Genomic DNA, 16,696 nt, shown 5'->3' with positions numbered 1-16,696 from the left:
GAGGGGCAGCTGTGTCTGAGCTAGGTCAAGTCCTACAAAGGGCCCGCGAAGAAAAAGGAATCACGCTCGACGACATCCAACGTATCACCAAGATACAGCGGCGATATTTGGAAGCCATTGAAAGGGGTCATTTTCACGTACTTCCTGGCCACTTTTACGCGCGTGCATTTATAAAGAGTTATGCGGAAGCTGTCGGTCTAGACCCGAACCACATCCTGAATCACTTTCAGTCCGATTTGCCGGCCCAGCCACCTACAGAGCAAGTAGAACGACTGCGTCGCAGACGAGTTGCTTCAGCGAACAATCCATTACAAGCGGGGCGATGGGTTACCAAAACCTTGCTCGTATTATTTATTGCCTTGATTATTGGGGTTATTTATTTCGCTGTCGTCAACAACAACGGAGGTCAGTTGACTCAGCCAGTGCCGGGTGGAGCAGTTAACCCTGGAGCTGAAATTGTCACGCCTGGCAATGGTGGTGGAGCGGCAACATCCCCGATTGCTCAACAACCGAAGCCTCCTTCTATTACCACACCGACTCCTGAAACAGGAACTAACCCACCTGAGACCGGTACGGAAACTCCTCAGGCAACCATCACATTCGAATCGCAGCAAGGATCGATGTATAACTATTCCTTGCAAGGTGGAGAAAAAATCACGGTTTATCTGAAGGTGAAAGAAGAAACAAGCTGGTTTGGTATTTCGGAAGGAAAAGGCAAAACTTATGTTGAGCAGGGCACGCTTAAGAAGGATCAGGAAAAAACGATTGAGCTGGGGAAATCCGCTTATATTCGTTTGGGCAAACCGACTGTAGTGGAATTGAAGGTTAACGGAGTCTTGGTAGACACGTCTAAAATGAAGTCAATGCCGTCCAATATTACGATGAAAGTAAAAGAGGCGGTCACCCAGTAGGCAAGCATATGCTTGCCTTTCTTACTTTTCTCTGTTTTGACACTTCCTTTAGGCTTATATTATACTGGATAGGTGTAATATGGGTTGGTGTGACCAATTGGAGGAAAAAAGATGACAGAGAAGGTAGGCACGCGTGAAAAAGTAGCGATTGTTACGCTGGGCTGTGAAAAGAATCTCGTTGATTCGGACATGATGGCCCATCTGATAGATGAAAAAGGTTATGAACTGGTTGATAACCCGGAAGAAGCAACTGTGGTCATCGTCAATACCTGCGGTTTCATCGATGCAGCCAAGGAAGAATCCGTAAACAAGATTCTGGAAATGGGTGAATTGAAGGAATCCGGCAAACTGAAATCGCTTGTGGTGGCAGGCTGTCTCACACAACGTTACAAAGAGGATATCTTGAATGAGATTCCTGAGGTGGACGGCATTGTCGGAACAGGCGATTTTATGTCGATTACAGGTATTATCGAAGAATCTCTAGAGGGAAAGCGACCGATTTTTGTAGGAAATCCCATTTTTACGTACGAAGATGTAGTGAAGCGGAAAGTAAAACAAGGCACATACACCGCATATATTAAAATTGCCGAGGGTTGCGACAACGCCTGTACGTTTTGCTCGATTCCTTTGATGCGTGGGGGATTCCGCAGTCGTACAATCGAGTCCATCGTAGAAGAAGCGCGTCATTTGGCTGCTCAAGGTATCGTAGAAGTAAGTCTGATCGCACAAGATTCTACGAACTACGGTACGGATATTTACGATGGAAAACTGATGCTTCCTGAACTTTTAAACCGTCTGGCAGAAGTCGAGGGCATCGAGTGGATTCGTCTTCACTATGCATACCCTGGATTTTTCACCGATGAATTGATCCACACCTTTGCTACCAATCCAAAAGTGTGCAAATACGTAGATATGCCTTTGCAGCACTCCGAAGACCATATTCTGAAAAGAATGCGTCGCCCTGGAAGACAGACGGACATTCGTGCGCTGGTAGCAAAAATTCGCGCGCAGGTCCCAGATGTGGCACTGCGTACCTCTTTGATCGTAGGATTCCCGGGGGAAACAGAGGAAGACTTCGAGCGTCTGAGCGAGTTTGTGAAGGATATTCGCTTTGATCGACTGGGTGTGTTTACTTACTCCAACGAGGATGACACTCCAGCTTCCCGTCTGCCTGACCACGTAGATGAAGAGGTTAAGGAAAAACGTGCGAACATGCTGATGGAAATTCAGCGTGAAGTAGCCGGAGATCGCAACGGACGCTTTGTTGGTCAAGTCTTGGAAGTTTTGATTGAACGTTACGAAGGACGTAACGATATTTATGTAGGTCGAACACAGTATGACGCTCCGGAAATCGATGGTGAAGTATTCGTCACTGGTTTTAAAGGCGAACTAGGCACCATTGTAAAAGTAAAAATTACACACTCCTATGAATACGATTTAGCCGGGGAGGTAGTCTAGGTGAATCTCGCCAACCGCATCACCCTCGCCAGGATTTTTCTGGTGCCGGTAGTAATGTTTTTTATGCTGGTGCGTTACAACATCGGGACATTTACGATTGGCAGCCTGACGATGACGTATAACGAGCTGATTGCGGCTTTGGTGTTTATCCTAGCAGCCAGTACGGACGGACTCGACGGTTATATTGCACGGAAAAATAAAATCGTGACGAACTTGGGGAAGTTTCTGGACCCGCTTGCTGATAAGCTGTTGATATCTGCAGCACTCATTTCACTCGTAGAGATGCAGCGTCTGGAAGCGTGGATTGCGATTGTCATTATCAGCCGGGAGTTTGCGGTAACGGGTCTACGGCTAGTTGCTGCGGCAGAAGGACAGGTAATTGCTGCGAGTGCATTGGGTAAACTGAAAACATGGGTGCAGATCGTAGCAATTACGGCTGTCATGATTCGCAACTTCCCATTTGGGTTCTTCGGTATTCCGTTCGACGAAGTAGCTACTTGGGCGATGGTGATCATCACGATTTACTCCGGGTACGACTACTTTGCGAAAAATCGTAACGTGATCCAATACTCGTAATGCGGGTATTGGTCTCTTTTTTCACAAGACTCTTCTCTTGAGCGATTGCAAGTGATAAACTATTAGTTTAGAGGCTTTTCTACTCTCAAAGAGAATGGATGAGGAAGATGAGAGCGGAGATTATCGCGGTAGGTACTGAGCTTTTGTTAGGCCAGATCGCTAACACCAACGCACAGTTTCTTTCTCAGAAGCTGGCGGAAATTGGCGTGGGAGTTTACTTTCATACCGTTGTGGGAGACAACACGGAGCGATTGCTACAAGTGATTCGATTGGCATCAGGGCGATCTGATCTCGTCATTTTCACGGGTGGGCTAGGGCCGACTCAAGATGATTTGACGAAAGAAACCATAGCGGAGCATGTAGGCATTGGATTAGAAACGAATCCAGAGGCCATGGAGAGAATTGAAAAATTCTTTTCGCAACGTGGGATTGTCATGACGGAGAACAATCGTAAGCAAGCGCTGGTGCTTTCTGGCAGCCATGTATTCTCCAACGACTTCGGGATGGCGCCGGGGATGGCGATCCGTCATGACAGTAGTACGTTCGTGCTGTTGCCTGGACCACCAAGCGAGTTGTATCCAATGGTGGAGAATTACGTGATGCCTTACTTGACCGATTTGCTTCCCGAAAAACAAGTGTTTCATTCTCATGTACTCCGGTTCTACGGAATAGGCGAATCCGCTTTGGAGGAAAAACTGCTCGATCTGATCGAAAAGCAGGAAAATCCAACGATCGCGCCATACGCCAAAGAATTCGAAGTAACGCTGCGGATTACGGCAAGAGCTGCTACAGTCGAAGAAGGGGAAGCCCTAATCTTGCCTGTAGAAAAAGAAATTCTCAGCCGTGTTGGCCAGTATATGTACGGGATGGGCGAGAACTCGTCGCTGCATGATGTGCTGGTTTCTGAGCTGAAAAAGAGAAATGAGACGATTGCTTGTGCAGAAAGCTGCACAGGAGGAGCAATTGCCTCGTTGATTACCTCTGTACCTGGAAGCTCGCAAGTGTTTCGCGGCGGGGTAGTCTGCTACACCAATGAAGTGAAGAATCAGCTGCTCGAAGTACCTGATTCCATGTTGCAAACAGATGGGGCAGTCAGTGAGAAAACAGCTCAATTGCTGGCTGAACATGTACGAGAAAAGCTGGGAGCTACTTACGGGATTTCTGTTACGGGAGTGGCTGGACCCGATCCTTCCGAGGGCAAGCCTGTTGGTCTTGTTTATGTAGGGATCGCGGCAGAAGGAATGCCCACAGTTGTAAAAGAGCTGCGACTTGCCGGAAGAAGGCATGCAATCGTTGGTCGTGCCGCTAAATACGCGTTGTTTTATGCGCTGCAAATGCAAAAAGAAAGGTGATTTTTTCATGACGATTTTTTCCGATTTTCCTTTACATAAATCTATTCTGCAAGCGATTCACGATATGGGCTTCGAGGAGCCATCACCGATTCAGGCAGCTTGCATTCCAAAAGTTCTGGATGGCGGAGACTTGATTGGTCAAGCACAGACAGGTACTGGTAAGACTGCTGCATTCGGGATTCCACTTGTAGAAAAGATTACGCCTGCCAATCGTGTACAAGCGATCGTGCTGACCCCAACTCGTGAGCTGGCTATCCAGGTTGCTGGAGAGCTCTTACGTATCTCGAAATACAACAAAGTTCGTACGCTGCCAATCTATGGCGGACAATCGATCGGACATCAAATTCGTGCACTGCGTCAAGGTGTACAAATCGTTGTAGGTACTCCTGGCCGTGTCATGGACCACTTGCGCCGCAAAACATTGAAGCTGGACAACGTACATACACTCGTTTTGGATGAAGCGGATGAAATGCTGGATATGGGCTTCATCGAAGATATCGAGACAATCATCAATCATATGCCAGATGAGCGTCAAACCTTGCTGTTCTCTGCGACGATGCCGCCAGAAATCAAGCGTTTGGCTACCCGGTACATGAAACAGCCGCAAACGATTGCGGTGAGCCGTGAAGAAGTAACGGCGCCATTGATCGAACAGGTATACTACAAAGTGTTTGACCGGAATAAAGTAGAGAGCCTCTGCCGCATCTTGGACAGTGAGGATGTTGAGCTGGGTATCATTTTCTGTCGTACTAAGCGCGGTGTAGATGAGTTGTCCGAAGTGCTGCAATCCCGCGGATACCTTGCGGACGGCTTGCATGGCGATTTGTCCCAGGCACAACGTGACAAGGTCATGAATGCGTTCCGTGAGGGCTCGATTGAATTCCTGATCGCGACGGATGTAGCAGCACGTGGTATCGACGTAGGAAACGTCTCTCACGTAATCAACTACGATATTCCACAAGACTCTGAGAGCTACGTACACCGTATTGGCCGTACTGGTCGTGCAGGTCGCAAAGGAATTGCGATGACGTTGGTTACGCCTCGTGAAGTAAGACAAATGATGTTTATCCAAAAGCAGACAAAAGCACAAGTGCTCTCTCGCAATGTTCCTTCTTTGGAGGAAGTGGCTGAGCGCAAACAAGAACAATTGCGTGAACAGTTGACTAGCCTTTTGGAAAGCGATGCAATCGCGGATATGTATCAAAAAGTAGCGGATGCTCTCGTAGGTCAATACCCGGCTGAGAAAGTAGCAGCTGCTGCATTGCACCTGGCATTCCATACAGAAGCAGGACAAGGGCAGGAAGCAGAAGCGTACAACTTTGGTGAGACGGGTGCAGCAAAAGGCATGGTTCGCTTCTTCCTGAACGTAGGTCGCAATGCGAATATGAAGCCACAGGATCTGGTACGAGAGATCTCTGAATCTGTTGGTATCCCAGGAAAATCAGTAGGTCGTATCGACATTTTCGAGAACTTCACGTTTGTTGAGGTTCCAGAAGAGGTAGCGGCATTCGTATATGAGTCACTGCGTCAAACCCGTATCAACGGAAAACGAATCAATCTGGAGCCTGCAAAGCCTCGCGGAGCGAAGCGTTCCTAATTAGAGAGTATTACACAAAGCAGTCATTTCTCTGGGAACAACCAGGAAATGACTGCTTTTTTACGATGCGAATATTTGTTCGTAAAAAATACTTGGCAAACACTTCTGTCTCGAGGTATGATGAAGACAAGCAAAAGAGATGCGAAAATTGAAAGGGTGTGTACCATTTGTCAGATCGTCGCGCAGCTTTGGAGAGTGCATTGCGTCAAATAGAAAAGCAATTCGGAAAAGGTTCCATTATGAAGTTGGGGGAAGTATCCAACATCCAAATTTCTACAGCTTCTAGCGGTGCACTTGCTCTAGATATCGCACTTGGTGTGGGTGGGTTCCCACGCGGACGGATTGTTGAGATTTACGGACCAGAGTCTTCTGGTAAAACAACGGTAGCGCTTCATGCCATCGCAGAAGTGCAAAGACAGGGTGGACAAGCTGCGTTTATCGATGCTGAGCATGCATTGGATCCGGTTTACGCTGCTAAGCTGGGTGTGAACATCGATGAATTGCTGTTGTCCCAACCAGACACTGGTGAGCAAGCTTTGGAGATCGCGGAAGCACTGGTGCGTTCTGGTGCGGTAGACATTATCGTAGTCGACTCCGTTGCGGCACTCGTGCCAAAAGCAGAGATCGAAGGCGAGATGGGAGATTCCCACGTAGGTTTGCAAGCACGCTTGATGTCCCAAGCACTCCGCAAGCTTTCTGGTGCCATCAACAAGTCCAAAACGATTGCCATCTTCATCAACCAGCTTCGTGAAAAAGTGGGAGTCATGTTCGGTAACCCGGAAACAACTCCAGGTGGACGCGCTTTGAAGTTCTACGCGAGTGTTCGTTTGGACGTTCGTAAAGCGGAATCTATCAAAGTCGGCAACGACATTTTGGGTAGCAAGACGAAGATCAAGGTCGTGAAAAATAAAGTAGCACCACCATTCAAGGTTGCTGAAGTGGATATCATGTACGGCGAAGGTATTTCCAGAGAAGGTAGCATTCTCGACATCGGTTCCGAGATCGATGTGGTACAAAAGAGTGGCGCATGGTACTCCTTCAATGAGGAGCGTCTCGGCCAAGGTAGAGAGAATTCGAAAGTCTTCCTGAAAGAAAATCCGCACATTGCATCGCAGATTGAAACAAAAGTGCGCGAATACTTCAGCCTAAACCCTGGTTCTGTTCCAGAAGGTGAAGCAGTAAATGACCCAGAGCAAGATGAAGAGCCTGCATTTGATCTGGAGTAATGAAGTGTAGAAGAGCAGCCTGTCGATGAGACAGGCTGTTATTTTAGCTTTGCGAAGGAGTGAATCATCATGAAGAGCGGCCTGATCACTGCCGTTCATCGAGATATCAAACAAAAGCAACGCTATCATATCGATGTAGAAGGCGAGTATGCCATTACCGTACACGAAGACATACTGGTAAAGTACAACCTATTTAAGGGAACAGAATTAGATGAAGCTTTTTGCCGAGAAGTCCTGATCGCAGAAGAAAAGCATAAAGCGTATTTAGGTGCTTTGCGATACCTCGGCATACGCCCACGGACAAGTAGTCAGCTGCATTCTTATTTGGTAGAGAAGGGGTTTTCTACGCAGATTGCCGAAGAGATATGCCAGCGCTGCAAGGATCACGGCTACATCGATGACGAAGCATTTGCGAAGCAATGGGTAGACGAGCGATTGCGTTTGAAGCCGAGGAGCCCGTTTATGCTGCGTATGGAGCTTACCCAGCGTGGAGTGGACAGAACGATTGTAGAGGATGCAGTACGTGGCGTGTCTAGGCAGGCTGAACTAGATGCTGCCCGCGCATTGATAGAGAAGAAGGCGCGACGCATAGAGGGCGCACCGAACCCAGATGAAGAACGCAAGCTGCTGTCTATGCTGATGCGCAAGGGATTCTCTCATGCTATCATTCAACAAATGCGTGAAGAATTGCGTCAGAGAAGCGATAGTTAGACGCAACTCTATTTGCATGATCTTGACAATTCTTGTTCACAAATAATAAAATAGGTTTGTATTTACTTGGTGTATCATATCTTTTTGCGATTTGCTCACTCGTTGCCTATGGAACAACTGAAAAACCGTACGATAACTGTACGGATTCAGCGGACCGAGTAAAATCGGTCTTGTTTTTTAGCCGAATGTTCAAATGTGAGAGCACTCCATGAAAAACAAATGCTTGGAAAGCGGGGAGATGTCTTACAATAAGGAGGTGAAACGAAAAAGCCTATGGATCCTATAATTACTGTTGTCATTGTGCTCGTTGCCCTGCTGATCGGCTTGGGTGCTGGCTACTTCACTCGTAAATCGATTGCGGAAGCAAAGATCTCCAGTGCAGAAGAAGCTGCACGACAGATCGTGGAGGAAGCCAAGCGGGACGCTGAAGCCGTTAAGAAGGAGAAGGTGCTGGAGGCAAAGGATGAAGTGTTCAAGCTTCGATCCGAAGCGGAAACCGAATTGCGTGAGAGACGCAATGAGATCCAGCGTCAGGAACGACGAATTCTACAAAAAGAAGAATCGTTGGACCGCAAGATGGAACAGTTGGAGCGCAAAGAAGAAGAATTGTCTGAGCGTGACCGTGCCATCGCAGAACTGCAAAGCAAGGTAGAGCACTTATATAAAGAGCAAGTATCAGAGCTAGAACGAATCTCCGGCTTGACGCAGGATGAGGCGAAGACGATCATTCTCACGGATGTGGAGAATACCGTCCGTCACGAAATGGCTGTGATGATCAAGGAGATTGAGACTCAGGCCAAGGAAGAAGCGGACAAGCGTGCTCGTGAGATCATTACGACCTCCATTCAACGTTGTGCAGCAGACCACGTAGCAGAAACAACCGTTTCTGTGGTTACGCTGCCAAATGATGAGATGAAGGGACGTATTATCGGACGCGAAGGACGTAACATTCGTGCCCTGGAGACGTTGACTGGTATCGATCTGATTATTGACGATACTCCAGAAGCAGTCATCCTGTCTGGCTTCGATCCGATTCGTCGGGAAATTGCCAAGACAGCGTTGGATAAACTGGTCGCAGACGGTCGCATTCACCCAGCTCGCATCGAGGAAATGGTGGAAAAAGCGCGTCGCGAAGTAGACGAGCGAATCCGTGAATACGGTGAGCAAGCAACGTTCGAAACAGGCGTTCACGGCTTGCATCCAGATCTGATCAAGATTCTTGGACGTTTGCGTTATCGTACAAGCTACGGTCAAAACGTACTGAAGCACTCTATGGAAGTGGCACATCTCGCCGGTTTAATGGCGGCAGAACTGAAAGAAGATGTGAAGCTGGCCAAACGTGCAGGTTTGCTGCATGATATCGGAAAAGCGATTGACCATGAAGTAGAAGGTTCACACGTTGAAATCGGTGTAGAACTGGCTAAGAAGTACAATGAACATCACGTAGTAGTGAACAGTATTGCATCTCATCACGGTGATACCGAACCAACTTCCGTCATTGCTATGCTCGTGGGAGCTGCTGACGCTCTGTCTGCCGCACGCCCAGGTGCACGCCGTGAGACATTGGAAACATATATCAGACGTTTGGAGAAACTGGAAGAAATCTCTGAGTCGTTCGATGGCGTAGAAAAGTCTTATGCAATTCAAGCAGGACGCGAAATTCGCGTGATGGTTCAACCTGATAAGATTGACGATGCGGAAGCTACCCGTCTGGCACGGGATATCACGAAACGAATTGAAAATGAACTTGACTACCCAGGTCATATTAAAGTAACGGTTATCCGTGAAACACGGGCAGTTGAGTATGCAAAGTAAAGTGGCTGCGTGCCACTTTACTTTTTTTGTAGCACACCCAAATGCTTGACGAAGTCAAGTTTTCTAATGAGCAGAGGAATTGTGTATACTAGCAATGAGGTGATTTGGTAATGAAGTTGTTATTCATTGGAGATATTATGGGCTCGCCTGGCAGAGAGATCGTGAAAACATATCTGCCGTTACTGAAACGAAAATACAACCCTACCTTTATCGTAGCGAATGGAGAGAACGCTGCGCATGGTCGCGGTATTACAGAGAAAATTACCAAGGAGCTTTTCGCGTGGGGCGTTCAAGCGATTACGCTCGGGAATCATACGTGGGACCAAAGAGAAATTTTCGATTTTATTGATGATGAGCCGCGGATGATTAGACCCGCGAACTTCCCAGAAGGGGCTCCTGGAAAAGGGATTACATATATCAAACAACATGAAGGGGAACTAGCCGTCATTAATTTGATGGGGCGTACGTTCTTGCCGCCGCTCGATTGTCCGTTCCAAATGGCTGACAAGCTAGTAGAGCAAGCTCGGAAGCGTACGAAGCTCATTTTTGTAGACTTTCATGCGGAAGCCACATCGGAAAAGCAAGCAATGTCATGGTATCTCGATGGGAAGGTTACGGCGGTCGTGGGGACACATACCCATGTGCAAACCGCTGATGAACGTATTTTGCCTCAAGGAACCGGATTTTTGTGTGATGTAGGAATGTGTGGCCCGAGTAATGGCATTTTGGGGATGGAGCGAGAAGCTGTTATTAAGAAATTTTTGACACAGCTCCCTGTTCGCTTTGAGGTAGCGCCAGATCCTGCGCAGTTGAATGCGGTGCTGATTACTCTAGATAAAACGACTGGGCACGCGAAAAAAATGGAACGAATCAGAATTGACTCTGACCATCCGTTTATGGAATAATGGGAATAAGATTAGAATTTTTTGAATCTTTCAAGCAAGTTAGCAGGAATTTTTAGGGGTTATGCGAATATCATTCTAATGATGACAGGATTCCTATCAGACGGGAGGTTCAAAAAGGATGGAAGTATTAAAAGTTTCAGCAAAGTCTAACCCCAATTCCGTAGCTGGTGCCCTTGCCGGAGTTCTTCGTGAACGAGGCGCGGCTGAGATCCAAGCCATTGGCGCTGGGGCGCTTAATCAAGCTGTGAAGGCAGTAGCAATCGCACGAGGGTTCGTAGCGCCGAGTGGAGTTGACCTCATTTGTATTCCAGCCTTTACCGACATCGTGATTGATGGAGAAGAGCGAACTGCAATCAAATTAATCGTAGAACCCAGATGATACAACTGCAAATGCTTCACCTGCCTGTTTGTTCGAAGAATGAACAGGTTTTTTCGTTTTTCCAGAAGTATGACCTCCGAAGTGATCGAAGAGAAGGAGCGTTTCCATATGAAAATCTTTGATGCGCATAGCGATGTATTATGCAAGCTATGGCAGAACCCCGAGCTGGACTTTTATAAAGAAGACAAGCTCTTGCAAGCTGGTTTTACCGCTCTTGAAAAAGGGAATGTAGACATACAAGTGCTTGCCTGTTTCGTCCCTTCTCAAGTGCCGTTTGGACGTCGCTTTCATTCTGTACTAGAAATGATCGATATTTTTTATCAAAAGGTGGCCAATGATAAATTCCGGCCGATTTTCACAAAGGCAGATTTGACTGAATGCGTATTAAAGGGACAGAAAGGGGCTATTCTGTTTGTAGAAGGTGCGCATGCATTAGAAGAGAGTCTGGTTCAGCTACGTACGTGGTTCCGGCTTGGTGTACGAGGAATGACGCTCACCTGGAATCATGGCAATGCCCTAGCAAGTGGAAATGGAGAGCCGAATCCAGGTGGACTTACTTCCTTTGGACGAGAAGTCATAGATGAAATGAATCGGCTGGGGATGATCATTGATGTTTCGCATTTGGCCGATCCTGGATTCTGGGATGTACTAGAATGCTCGAAAGCACCAGTGATCGCATCCCACTCGAACGTGAGAAGCCTATGCAATCACTCTCGCAATTTGACGGATGAGCAAATTCGAGCGTTAATCGCCAAAGATGGCGCGATTGGCTTGACGTTTGTAGACTTCTTTACCGTGACGGACAAGCGCACGGTTTGGATCGATGACTTGCTGCGCCACTTGGATCACATCTGCGCGTTGGGTGGCGTAAACCACGTAGGTTTTGGCTCTGATTTCGATGGTATTACCGAGACGTTTGGGGACATGGCATCCGCGGCAGATTACTCCCAGTTACTAGAAGCTTTGTTAAAACGATATAAAGAGGCGGAAGTATTGAAATTTGTGCAAGGAAATTGGTTGCGTGTTTTCGGAAACGTGCTACAATAAAGCATGAGGATATTAATGTACCAAGTTCAACATTAAAATTCAGGTCAAAAGTAAGTTGAGTAAAAGCACTTGCAATTTGACATGGACAGGACTACAATTGTTACTGTCTATGCACAGAAATGTCACATCTTATCAGTATTTTCAAGGTGTGATAGGGCAGCTTTTCTCACAGTCACTGAAAGGGTGGAATCTGAATGATTAGTCAACTTTCCTGGAAAGTTGGAGGACAGCAAGGGGAGGGCATCGAGAGTACTGGTGAGATTTTCTCGATGGCAATGAACCGGATGGGGTACCATCTGTATAGCTACCGTCACTTCTCTTCCCGTATTAAGGGTGGACACACGAACAATAAAATTCGCGTGAGCACAACGCCAATGCGTGCGATCTCTGACGATCTGGACATTCTCGTAGCGTTTGACCAAGAGACGATCGATTTCAATGCGCATGAGCTGCGTGAAGGCGGTATCATTATCGCGGACGCGAAATTTAATCCAAAGTTGCCGGACGGCTTGAAGCCAGTTCGCTTCTTCACTGTACCACTGACTGAGATCGCTGATGAGCTGGGAACTTCCCTGATGAAAAACATGGTGTCGATTGGTGCGTCCAGTGCCATCCTCGGCATTTCAGTGGAAAGCTTCCGTCCCATTGTTGAAGATATGTTCCTCCGCAAGGGCGAAAAAGTGGTTGAAAAGAACATGGATGCCATTCGCCGCGGTTTTGATTTTGTAAATGAATTGACTGGTGGTCAACTGCCTGAGTTCCAAATGGAAAAGGCTGATCCACAAAAACAACTGTTCCTCATCGGTAACGATGCGATCGCTCTGGGTGCTGTAGCAGCAGGCTGCCGTTTCATGCCAGCTTACCCGATCACACCTGCTTCCGAGGTAATGGAATACTTGATTAAAAAGCTGCCTAAATTGGGCGGTACTGTTATCCAAACAGAAGACGAGATTGCTGCAATTACGATGGCAATCGGTGCTAACTTCGCGGGTGCGCGTTCCTTGACTGCTTCTGCAGGTCCTGGTCTGTCCCTGATGATGGAAGCAATTGGTCTGGCTGGTATCACGGAACAACCAGTTGTTATCGTGAACACACAGCGTGGTGGCCCATCTACTGGTATGCCTACCAAAATCGAGCAATCCGATGTGAATGCTATGATCTACGGTACGCATGGTGACATTCCAAAAGTAGTTATCGCGCCAAGCACAGTAGAAGAGTGCTTCTACGATGCAATTGAAGCGTTTAACATTGCGGAAGAATACCAATTGCCTGTTATCCTGATGACAGACTTGACGCTGTCCTTGGGTAAACAAACCGTTGTTCCATTTGACTACAGCAAAGTAGAAATCCGCCGCGGAAAACTGCTTGCTGGACAAGAATTGCCAGAAAAAGAGCAAAACGACCTGTTCAAACGTTATGAAGTAACAGAAGACGGCGTTTCTCCTCGTGTTATTCCTGGTCAAAAATACGGTCTGCACCACGTAACTGGTGTTGAGCATGATCAAACTGGTCGTCCATCTGAGAATGCTGCTAACCGTATTCAACAAATGGATAAACGTATGCGCAAAATGGAAGGCGTCCTGAAAAGCTTCAAAGGCGCTGTAACAGCAGATGCTCCTCACGCTGATGCGGATGTTCTGGTTGTGGGTATCAACTCCACAATTGGTACTATTCAAGAAGCAAAAGGCCGTCTGGAACAAGAGGGAATGAAAGTAAACCATGCACAAATCCGTTTGCTGCATCCGTTCCCAACTGAAGAAATCAAAGCACTCGTAGATAAAGCGAAGAAAGTTGTTGTTGTTGAGCACAACGCTCAAGCGCAAGTAACAAGCTTGCTCAAACAACACGTTGGAAACGCTGAAAAAATCGAATCCGTGCTTAAATATGACGGTAACCCATTCCTGCCGAAGGAAATCTATGCTGAAGTGAAGGAGCTGGTAAAACATGGCGACTATGAAAGAGTTTCGAAATAACGTAAAGCCAAACTGGTGCCCAGGCTGTGGAGACTTCTCCATCCAAGCGGCTATTCAACGCGCTGCAGCGAACGTAGGTCTGGAACCTGAAAATCTGGCGGTTGTTTCCGGTATCGGTTGCTCTGGTCGTATTTCCGGCTACATCAACTGTTATGGTTTCCACGGTATTCACGGACGTTCCCTGCCAATCGCACAAGGTGTGAAAATGGCGAACCGCGAGCTGACAGTTATCGCAGCAGGTGGTGACGGGGATGGTTTCGCGATCGGTATGGGCCATACTGTACACGCTATCCGTCGTAATATGAACGTTACGTACATCGTAATGGATAACCAAATCTACGGTCTGACAAAAGGTCAAACCTCCCCGCGTTCCGCGACTGGTTTCGTGACCAAGTCTACACCGGCAGGTTCCATCGAGTCCTCGATTTCTCCAGTTGAACTGGCGCTGTCTGTAGGTGCGACATTCGTTGCTCAATCCTTCTCCAGCGATCTGAAGGGCTTGACTGAACTGATTGAAAAAGGTATCCAACACGAAGGCTTCTCCTTGATCAACGTATTCAGCCCTTGTGTAACCTACAACAAGGTAAACACATACGACTGGTTCAAAGAGAACATCGTACCAGTAGACACGCTCGAAGGATACGATCCACATGACCGTATCAAAGCAATGTCTACCTCTATGCAACACAAAGGCCTGATTACAGGTCTGATCTACCAAAACACTGAGCAAAAACCTTACGAAGCTCTCGTAAATGGCTTCAAAGAAGAAGGTTTGGTGAACCAAGACATTCGCTTGTCTGAAGAAGACTTCGAAAAATTGGTTAAAGAATTTGCTTAAGTTTGATAGAGTGAAAAACCTCTCCTTAATGGGAGAGGTTTTTTTATTACATACGATCGCGCCACTGCCTGTACACGAGCATGACAAGGAAAAAGACGACCAGTTGACCAAAGAGTGGATATAGGAAGCGGAGAAGCGAGCTAAAACCGATAAAACTAATCAAATAACAAATCAGCAAAATCCCGAGAAGTACAGTCGGACCTCGAAGGGGGGTAACTTGTCTAATCTGTTGGGCTAGACCAAAAACGTTAGCTACAAGAGTCGAGAAAATTTCAGCATACACCAATAGGGAGAACAAAAAGGGAATAGTCGGTCCCAAGCCTTGCAGCACAGCAATCATGGGCATTTCCGCGTGATGAATTCCCGGCATTTTTACAGATAGAGAAGCGTAGGCGAGTAAGAGCAGAAGGCCTATTCCCAACCCGCCGATGATTCCCCCCAGGATGAGAGGCTTCTCACTCGTACTCTGTCTGCCCATCGGAATCAAAACCGCTTGTGTAAGCGTGACATTTAAGGCAACATAATAAAAGGGAGAACTAAGCCACGCCCAAGGCCGTAACGATTCGACTACGACATTCGTATCTAACCATGGCTTCGTATAAAGGAAGACAAGTACAGTAAAGCCAATGAGCATCGGAACAAAAATGCTGTTCACGTGATGGATGGCAAACAGCCCTTTTTTCGTCACGAAAAAAATCAAAATCATGCTAAACCAAATGCCGATTTGGGGAGATAATCGAAAAGACTCCCAAAATATCGCGCCGGTAGCAGCGAGCATGACGGAGGTAGTGCCTAGCAATACGGTTAGAAGCAAGGTATTAAATACAGTGCCAAACGGATGCCCAAATAAATAGGTGCTGACTTCTTGATAGGAATCGGCCTGAATCCGATAGGCAATCAGCATGACACGGATGCCTGCCCAAATAAACAGCGTCGTCGCCAGAATGATGCCCACTAAGCCTTGTGTTCCATATTGAACAAAGAACTCTACAATTTCTTTGCCAGAGGCAAAACCAGCTCCTACGACTGTCCCAATATACGTAAAAGCGATCTGCCATGCGGCTCTCCATGTTCCTTGCATCTCAGACCTCCTGTCCCACCTTATTCCATCCTATGAGAGGGAGTGAACCGAATATGCGCGTTACCGTGTTAGGCTATCAATCTCCTTATCCTGGCCCTGGAGGTGCTACTCCTGGTTATCTGATTGAGACAGACCGTGTCAAAATTCTTCTCGACTGCGGCAGCGGTGTTCTTGCACAGTTAGGAAAGCATTTGCCCATTTATGAGCTGGATGCCATGCTCTTATCTCACTATCATCATGATCATGTTGCGGATGTAGGAGTGATGCAGTACGGTTTGATGGTTCATCAGCTATTTGGCCAAAGACCTGCTGACAAGCCGCTACCGATCTTCGCACCAGCGCTCCCAGTGACCAATGCTCAGTCATTGGTGTATCGAGATGCGACCACATTTACCCCAATCACAGAAGAAACGTCTGTTACCATCAGGGACGTCTCGATCACTTTTTTACGGACAGACCATGGTGATGGAGATCCATGCTACGCTATGCGCTTGGAAGCAAACGGACGTGTCCTCGTATACGGAGCTGACAGTGGACCAGGTACAACCTGGAAAGGGTTTGCAAATCAAGCGGATTTGTTTATTTGCGAAGGGACCTATCTGGATTACAATTTACCAGCGAAGCCAAATGGGCACCTGTCTGTTCGCCAGGCGGCAGAACTGGCACAATCCTTATCCTGCCGTTCTTTATTAGTTACGCATTTGTTTTACGGCTATGAGGAGTCTCAAGTAATTGCGGAGGCCAATGCCTTTGTCGCAGGCCCAGTTTATGCGGCGCGCATCGGTCTGCAAATCGATTTATAACGTTGTTTGTGTACATAGAGAGGA

At 47.3% G+C, this 16,696-nt stretch carries 15 protein-coding genes; 14 read left to right on the top strand and 1 reads right to left on the bottom strand.

The window, feature by feature from the left end:
- Positions 1 to 11 precede the first annotated feature (11 nt).
- The 13 genes from PMI05_RS06920 (at position 12) to PMI05_RS06860 (ending at position 14,788) form a co-directional block, all read left to right on the top strand.
- Entirely contained in the window at positions 12 to 911 is a 900-nt protein-coding gene (locus tag PMI05_RS06920; protein ID WP_007719174.1) for a helix-turn-helix domain-containing protein, read from the top strand.
- Positions 912 to 1,022: 111 nt separating this feature from the next.
- Complete coding sequence (gene rimO / locus PMI05_RS06915; protein WP_007719172.1) at positions 1,023 to 2,369, top strand: 30S ribosomal protein S12 methylthiotransferase RimO; 1,347 nt, start codon at positions 1,023 to 1,025, stop codon at positions 2,367 to 2,369.
- Positions 2,370 to 2,945, top strand: coding sequence for a CDP-diacylglycerol--glycerol-3-phosphate 3-phosphatidyltransferase (pgsA, locus tag PMI05_RS06910; RefSeq protein WP_007719166.1), 576 nt, complete (start codon positions 2,370 to 2,372; stop codon positions 2,943 to 2,945).
- 107 nt (positions 2,946 to 3,052) lie between these two features.
- Positions 3,053 to 4,297 (top strand): competence/damage-inducible protein A, encoded by a 1,245-nt coding sequence (locus PMI05_RS06905; RefSeq protein WP_007719163.1) that lies wholly within the window; start codon positions 3,053 to 3,055, stop codon positions 4,295 to 4,297.
- A 7-nt stretch (positions 4,298 to 4,304) separates the two neighbouring features.
- Positions 4,305 to 5,894 carry a DEAD/DEAH box helicase gene (locus PMI05_RS06900; RefSeq protein ID WP_007719161.1) on the top strand — a complete coding sequence of 530 codons (1,590 nt, stop codon included), beginning with the start codon at positions 4,305 to 4,307 and terminating at the stop codon, positions 5,892 to 5,894.
- Between the two features lie 167 nt (positions 5,895 to 6,061).
- Positions 6,062 to 7,120: a recombinase RecA gene (gene recA, locus PMI05_RS06895; protein ID WP_007719158.1), complete on the top strand. Its 1,059-nt coding sequence runs from the start codon at positions 6,062 to 6,064 to the stop codon at positions 7,118 to 7,120.
- Between the two features lie 69 nt (positions 7,121 to 7,189).
- The gene (locus PMI05_RS06890) at positions 7,190 to 7,831 is read left to right on the top strand and encodes a RecX family transcriptional regulator (protein ID WP_007719156.1); all 642 of its coding nucleotides are present in this window, start codon (positions 7,190 to 7,192) and stop codon (positions 7,829 to 7,831) included.
- Between the two features lie 273 nt (positions 7,832 to 8,104).
- Positions 8,105 to 9,646 carry a ribonuclease Y gene (gene rny, locus PMI05_RS06885; protein ID WP_007719154.1) on the top strand — a complete coding sequence of 514 codons (1,542 nt, stop codon included), beginning with the start codon at positions 8,105 to 8,107 and terminating at the stop codon, positions 9,644 to 9,646.
- Between the two features lie 110 nt (positions 9,647 to 9,756).
- Positions 9,757 to 10,551, top strand: a complete 795-nt coding sequence (locus PMI05_RS06880; protein WP_007719153.1) for a TIGR00282 family metallophosphoesterase — start codon at positions 9,757 to 9,759, stop codon at positions 10,549 to 10,551.
- A 118-nt stretch (positions 10,552 to 10,669) separates the two neighbouring features.
- Complete coding sequence (spoVS, locus tag PMI05_RS06875) at positions 10,670 to 10,930, top strand: stage V sporulation protein SpoVS (protein WP_003385776.1); 261 nt, start codon at positions 10,670 to 10,672, stop codon at positions 10,928 to 10,930.
- Between the two features lie 108 nt (positions 10,931 to 11,038).
- Positions 11,039 to 11,977: a dipeptidase gene (locus tag PMI05_RS06870; RefSeq protein WP_007719151.1), complete on the top strand. Its 939-nt coding sequence runs from the start codon at positions 11,039 to 11,041 to the stop codon at positions 11,975 to 11,977.
- Positions 11,978 to 12,171: 194 nt separating this feature from the next.
- The gene (locus PMI05_RS06865; protein ID WP_007719148.1) at positions 12,172 to 13,950 is read left to right on the top strand and encodes a 2-oxoacid:acceptor oxidoreductase subunit alpha; all 1,779 of its coding nucleotides are present in this window, start codon (positions 12,172 to 12,174) and stop codon (positions 13,948 to 13,950) included.
- Entirely contained in the window at positions 13,922 to 14,788 is an 867-nt protein-coding gene (locus PMI05_RS06860; RefSeq protein WP_007719146.1) for a 2-oxoacid:ferredoxin oxidoreductase subunit beta, read from the top strand. The genes PMI05_RS06865 and PMI05_RS06860 overlap by 29 nt, the downstream gene beginning before the upstream one ends.
- A gap of 46 nt (positions 14,789 to 14,834) precedes the next feature.
- Here PMI05_RS06860 and PMI05_RS06855 read toward each other — a convergent pair whose 3' ends face one another.
- Complete coding sequence (locus tag PMI05_RS06855) at positions 14,835 to 15,869, bottom strand: membrane protein (protein ID WP_007719144.1); 1,035 nt, start codon at positions 15,867 to 15,869, stop codon at positions 14,835 to 14,837.
- 53 nt (positions 15,870 to 15,922) lie between these two features.
- On the opposite strand from PMI05_RS06855, the gene PMI05_RS06850 reads away from it, so the two are divergent.
- Positions 15,923 to 16,672 carry an MBL fold metallo-hydrolase gene (locus PMI05_RS06850; RefSeq protein WP_007719142.1) on the top strand — a complete coding sequence of 250 codons (750 nt, stop codon included), beginning with the start codon at positions 15,923 to 15,925 and terminating at the stop codon, positions 16,670 to 16,672.
- The last annotated feature ends 24 nt before the right edge of the window (positions 16,673 to 16,696 follow it).

The organism is Brevibacillus sp. BC25, assembly GCF_000282075.1.
GTDB lineage: Bacteria > Bacillota > Bacilli > Brevibacillales > Brevibacillaceae > Brevibacillus.
The sequence above is the reverse complement of the archived record's forward strand: the minus strand, read 5'-3'. Positions and strand labels throughout refer to the sequence as shown.

Coding starts and splice junctions, on each gene's coding strand:
- rny (WP_007719154.1), top strand. CDS start 8,105: ATGGATCCTATAATTACTGTTGTCATTGTGCTCGTTGCCCTGCTGATC.
- PMI05_RS06890 (WP_007719156.1), top strand. CDS start 7,190: ATGAAGAGCGGCCTGATCACTGCCGTTCATCGAGATATCAAACAAAAG.
- PMI05_RS06900 (WP_007719161.1), top strand. CDS start 4,305: ATGACGATTTTTTCCGATTTTCCTTTACATAAATCTATTCTGCAAGCG.
- PMI05_RS06860 (WP_007719146.1), top strand. CDS start 13,922: ATGGCGACTATGAAAGAGTTTCGAAATAACGTAAAGCCAAACTGGTGC.
- rimO (WP_007719172.1), top strand. CDS start 1,023: ATGACAGAGAAGGTAGGCACGCGTGAAAAAGTAGCGATTGTTACGCTG.
- PMI05_RS06880 (WP_007719153.1), top strand. CDS start 9,757: ATGAAGTTGTTATTCATTGGAGATATTATGGGCTCGCCTGGCAGAGAG.
- spoVS (WP_003385776.1), top strand. CDS start 10,670: ATGGAAGTATTAAAAGTTTCAGCAAAGTCTAACCCCAATTCCGTAGCT.
- PMI05_RS06905 (WP_007719163.1), top strand. CDS start 3,053: ATGAGAGCGGAGATTATCGCGGTAGGTACTGAGCTTTTGTTAGGCCAG.
- PMI05_RS06865 (WP_007719148.1), top strand. CDS start 12,172: ATGATTAGTCAACTTTCCTGGAAAGTTGGAGGACAGCAAGGGGAGGGC.
- PMI05_RS06855 (WP_007719144.1), bottom strand. CDS start 15,869: ATGCAAGGAACATGGAGAGCCGCATGGCAGATCGCTTTTACGTATATT.
- PMI05_RS06870 (WP_007719151.1), top strand. CDS start 11,039: ATGAAAATCTTTGATGCGCATAGCGATGTATTATGCAAGCTATGGCAG.
- PMI05_RS06850 (WP_007719142.1), top strand. CDS start 15,923: ATGCGCGTTACCGTGTTAGGCTATCAATCTCCTTATCCTGGCCCTGGA.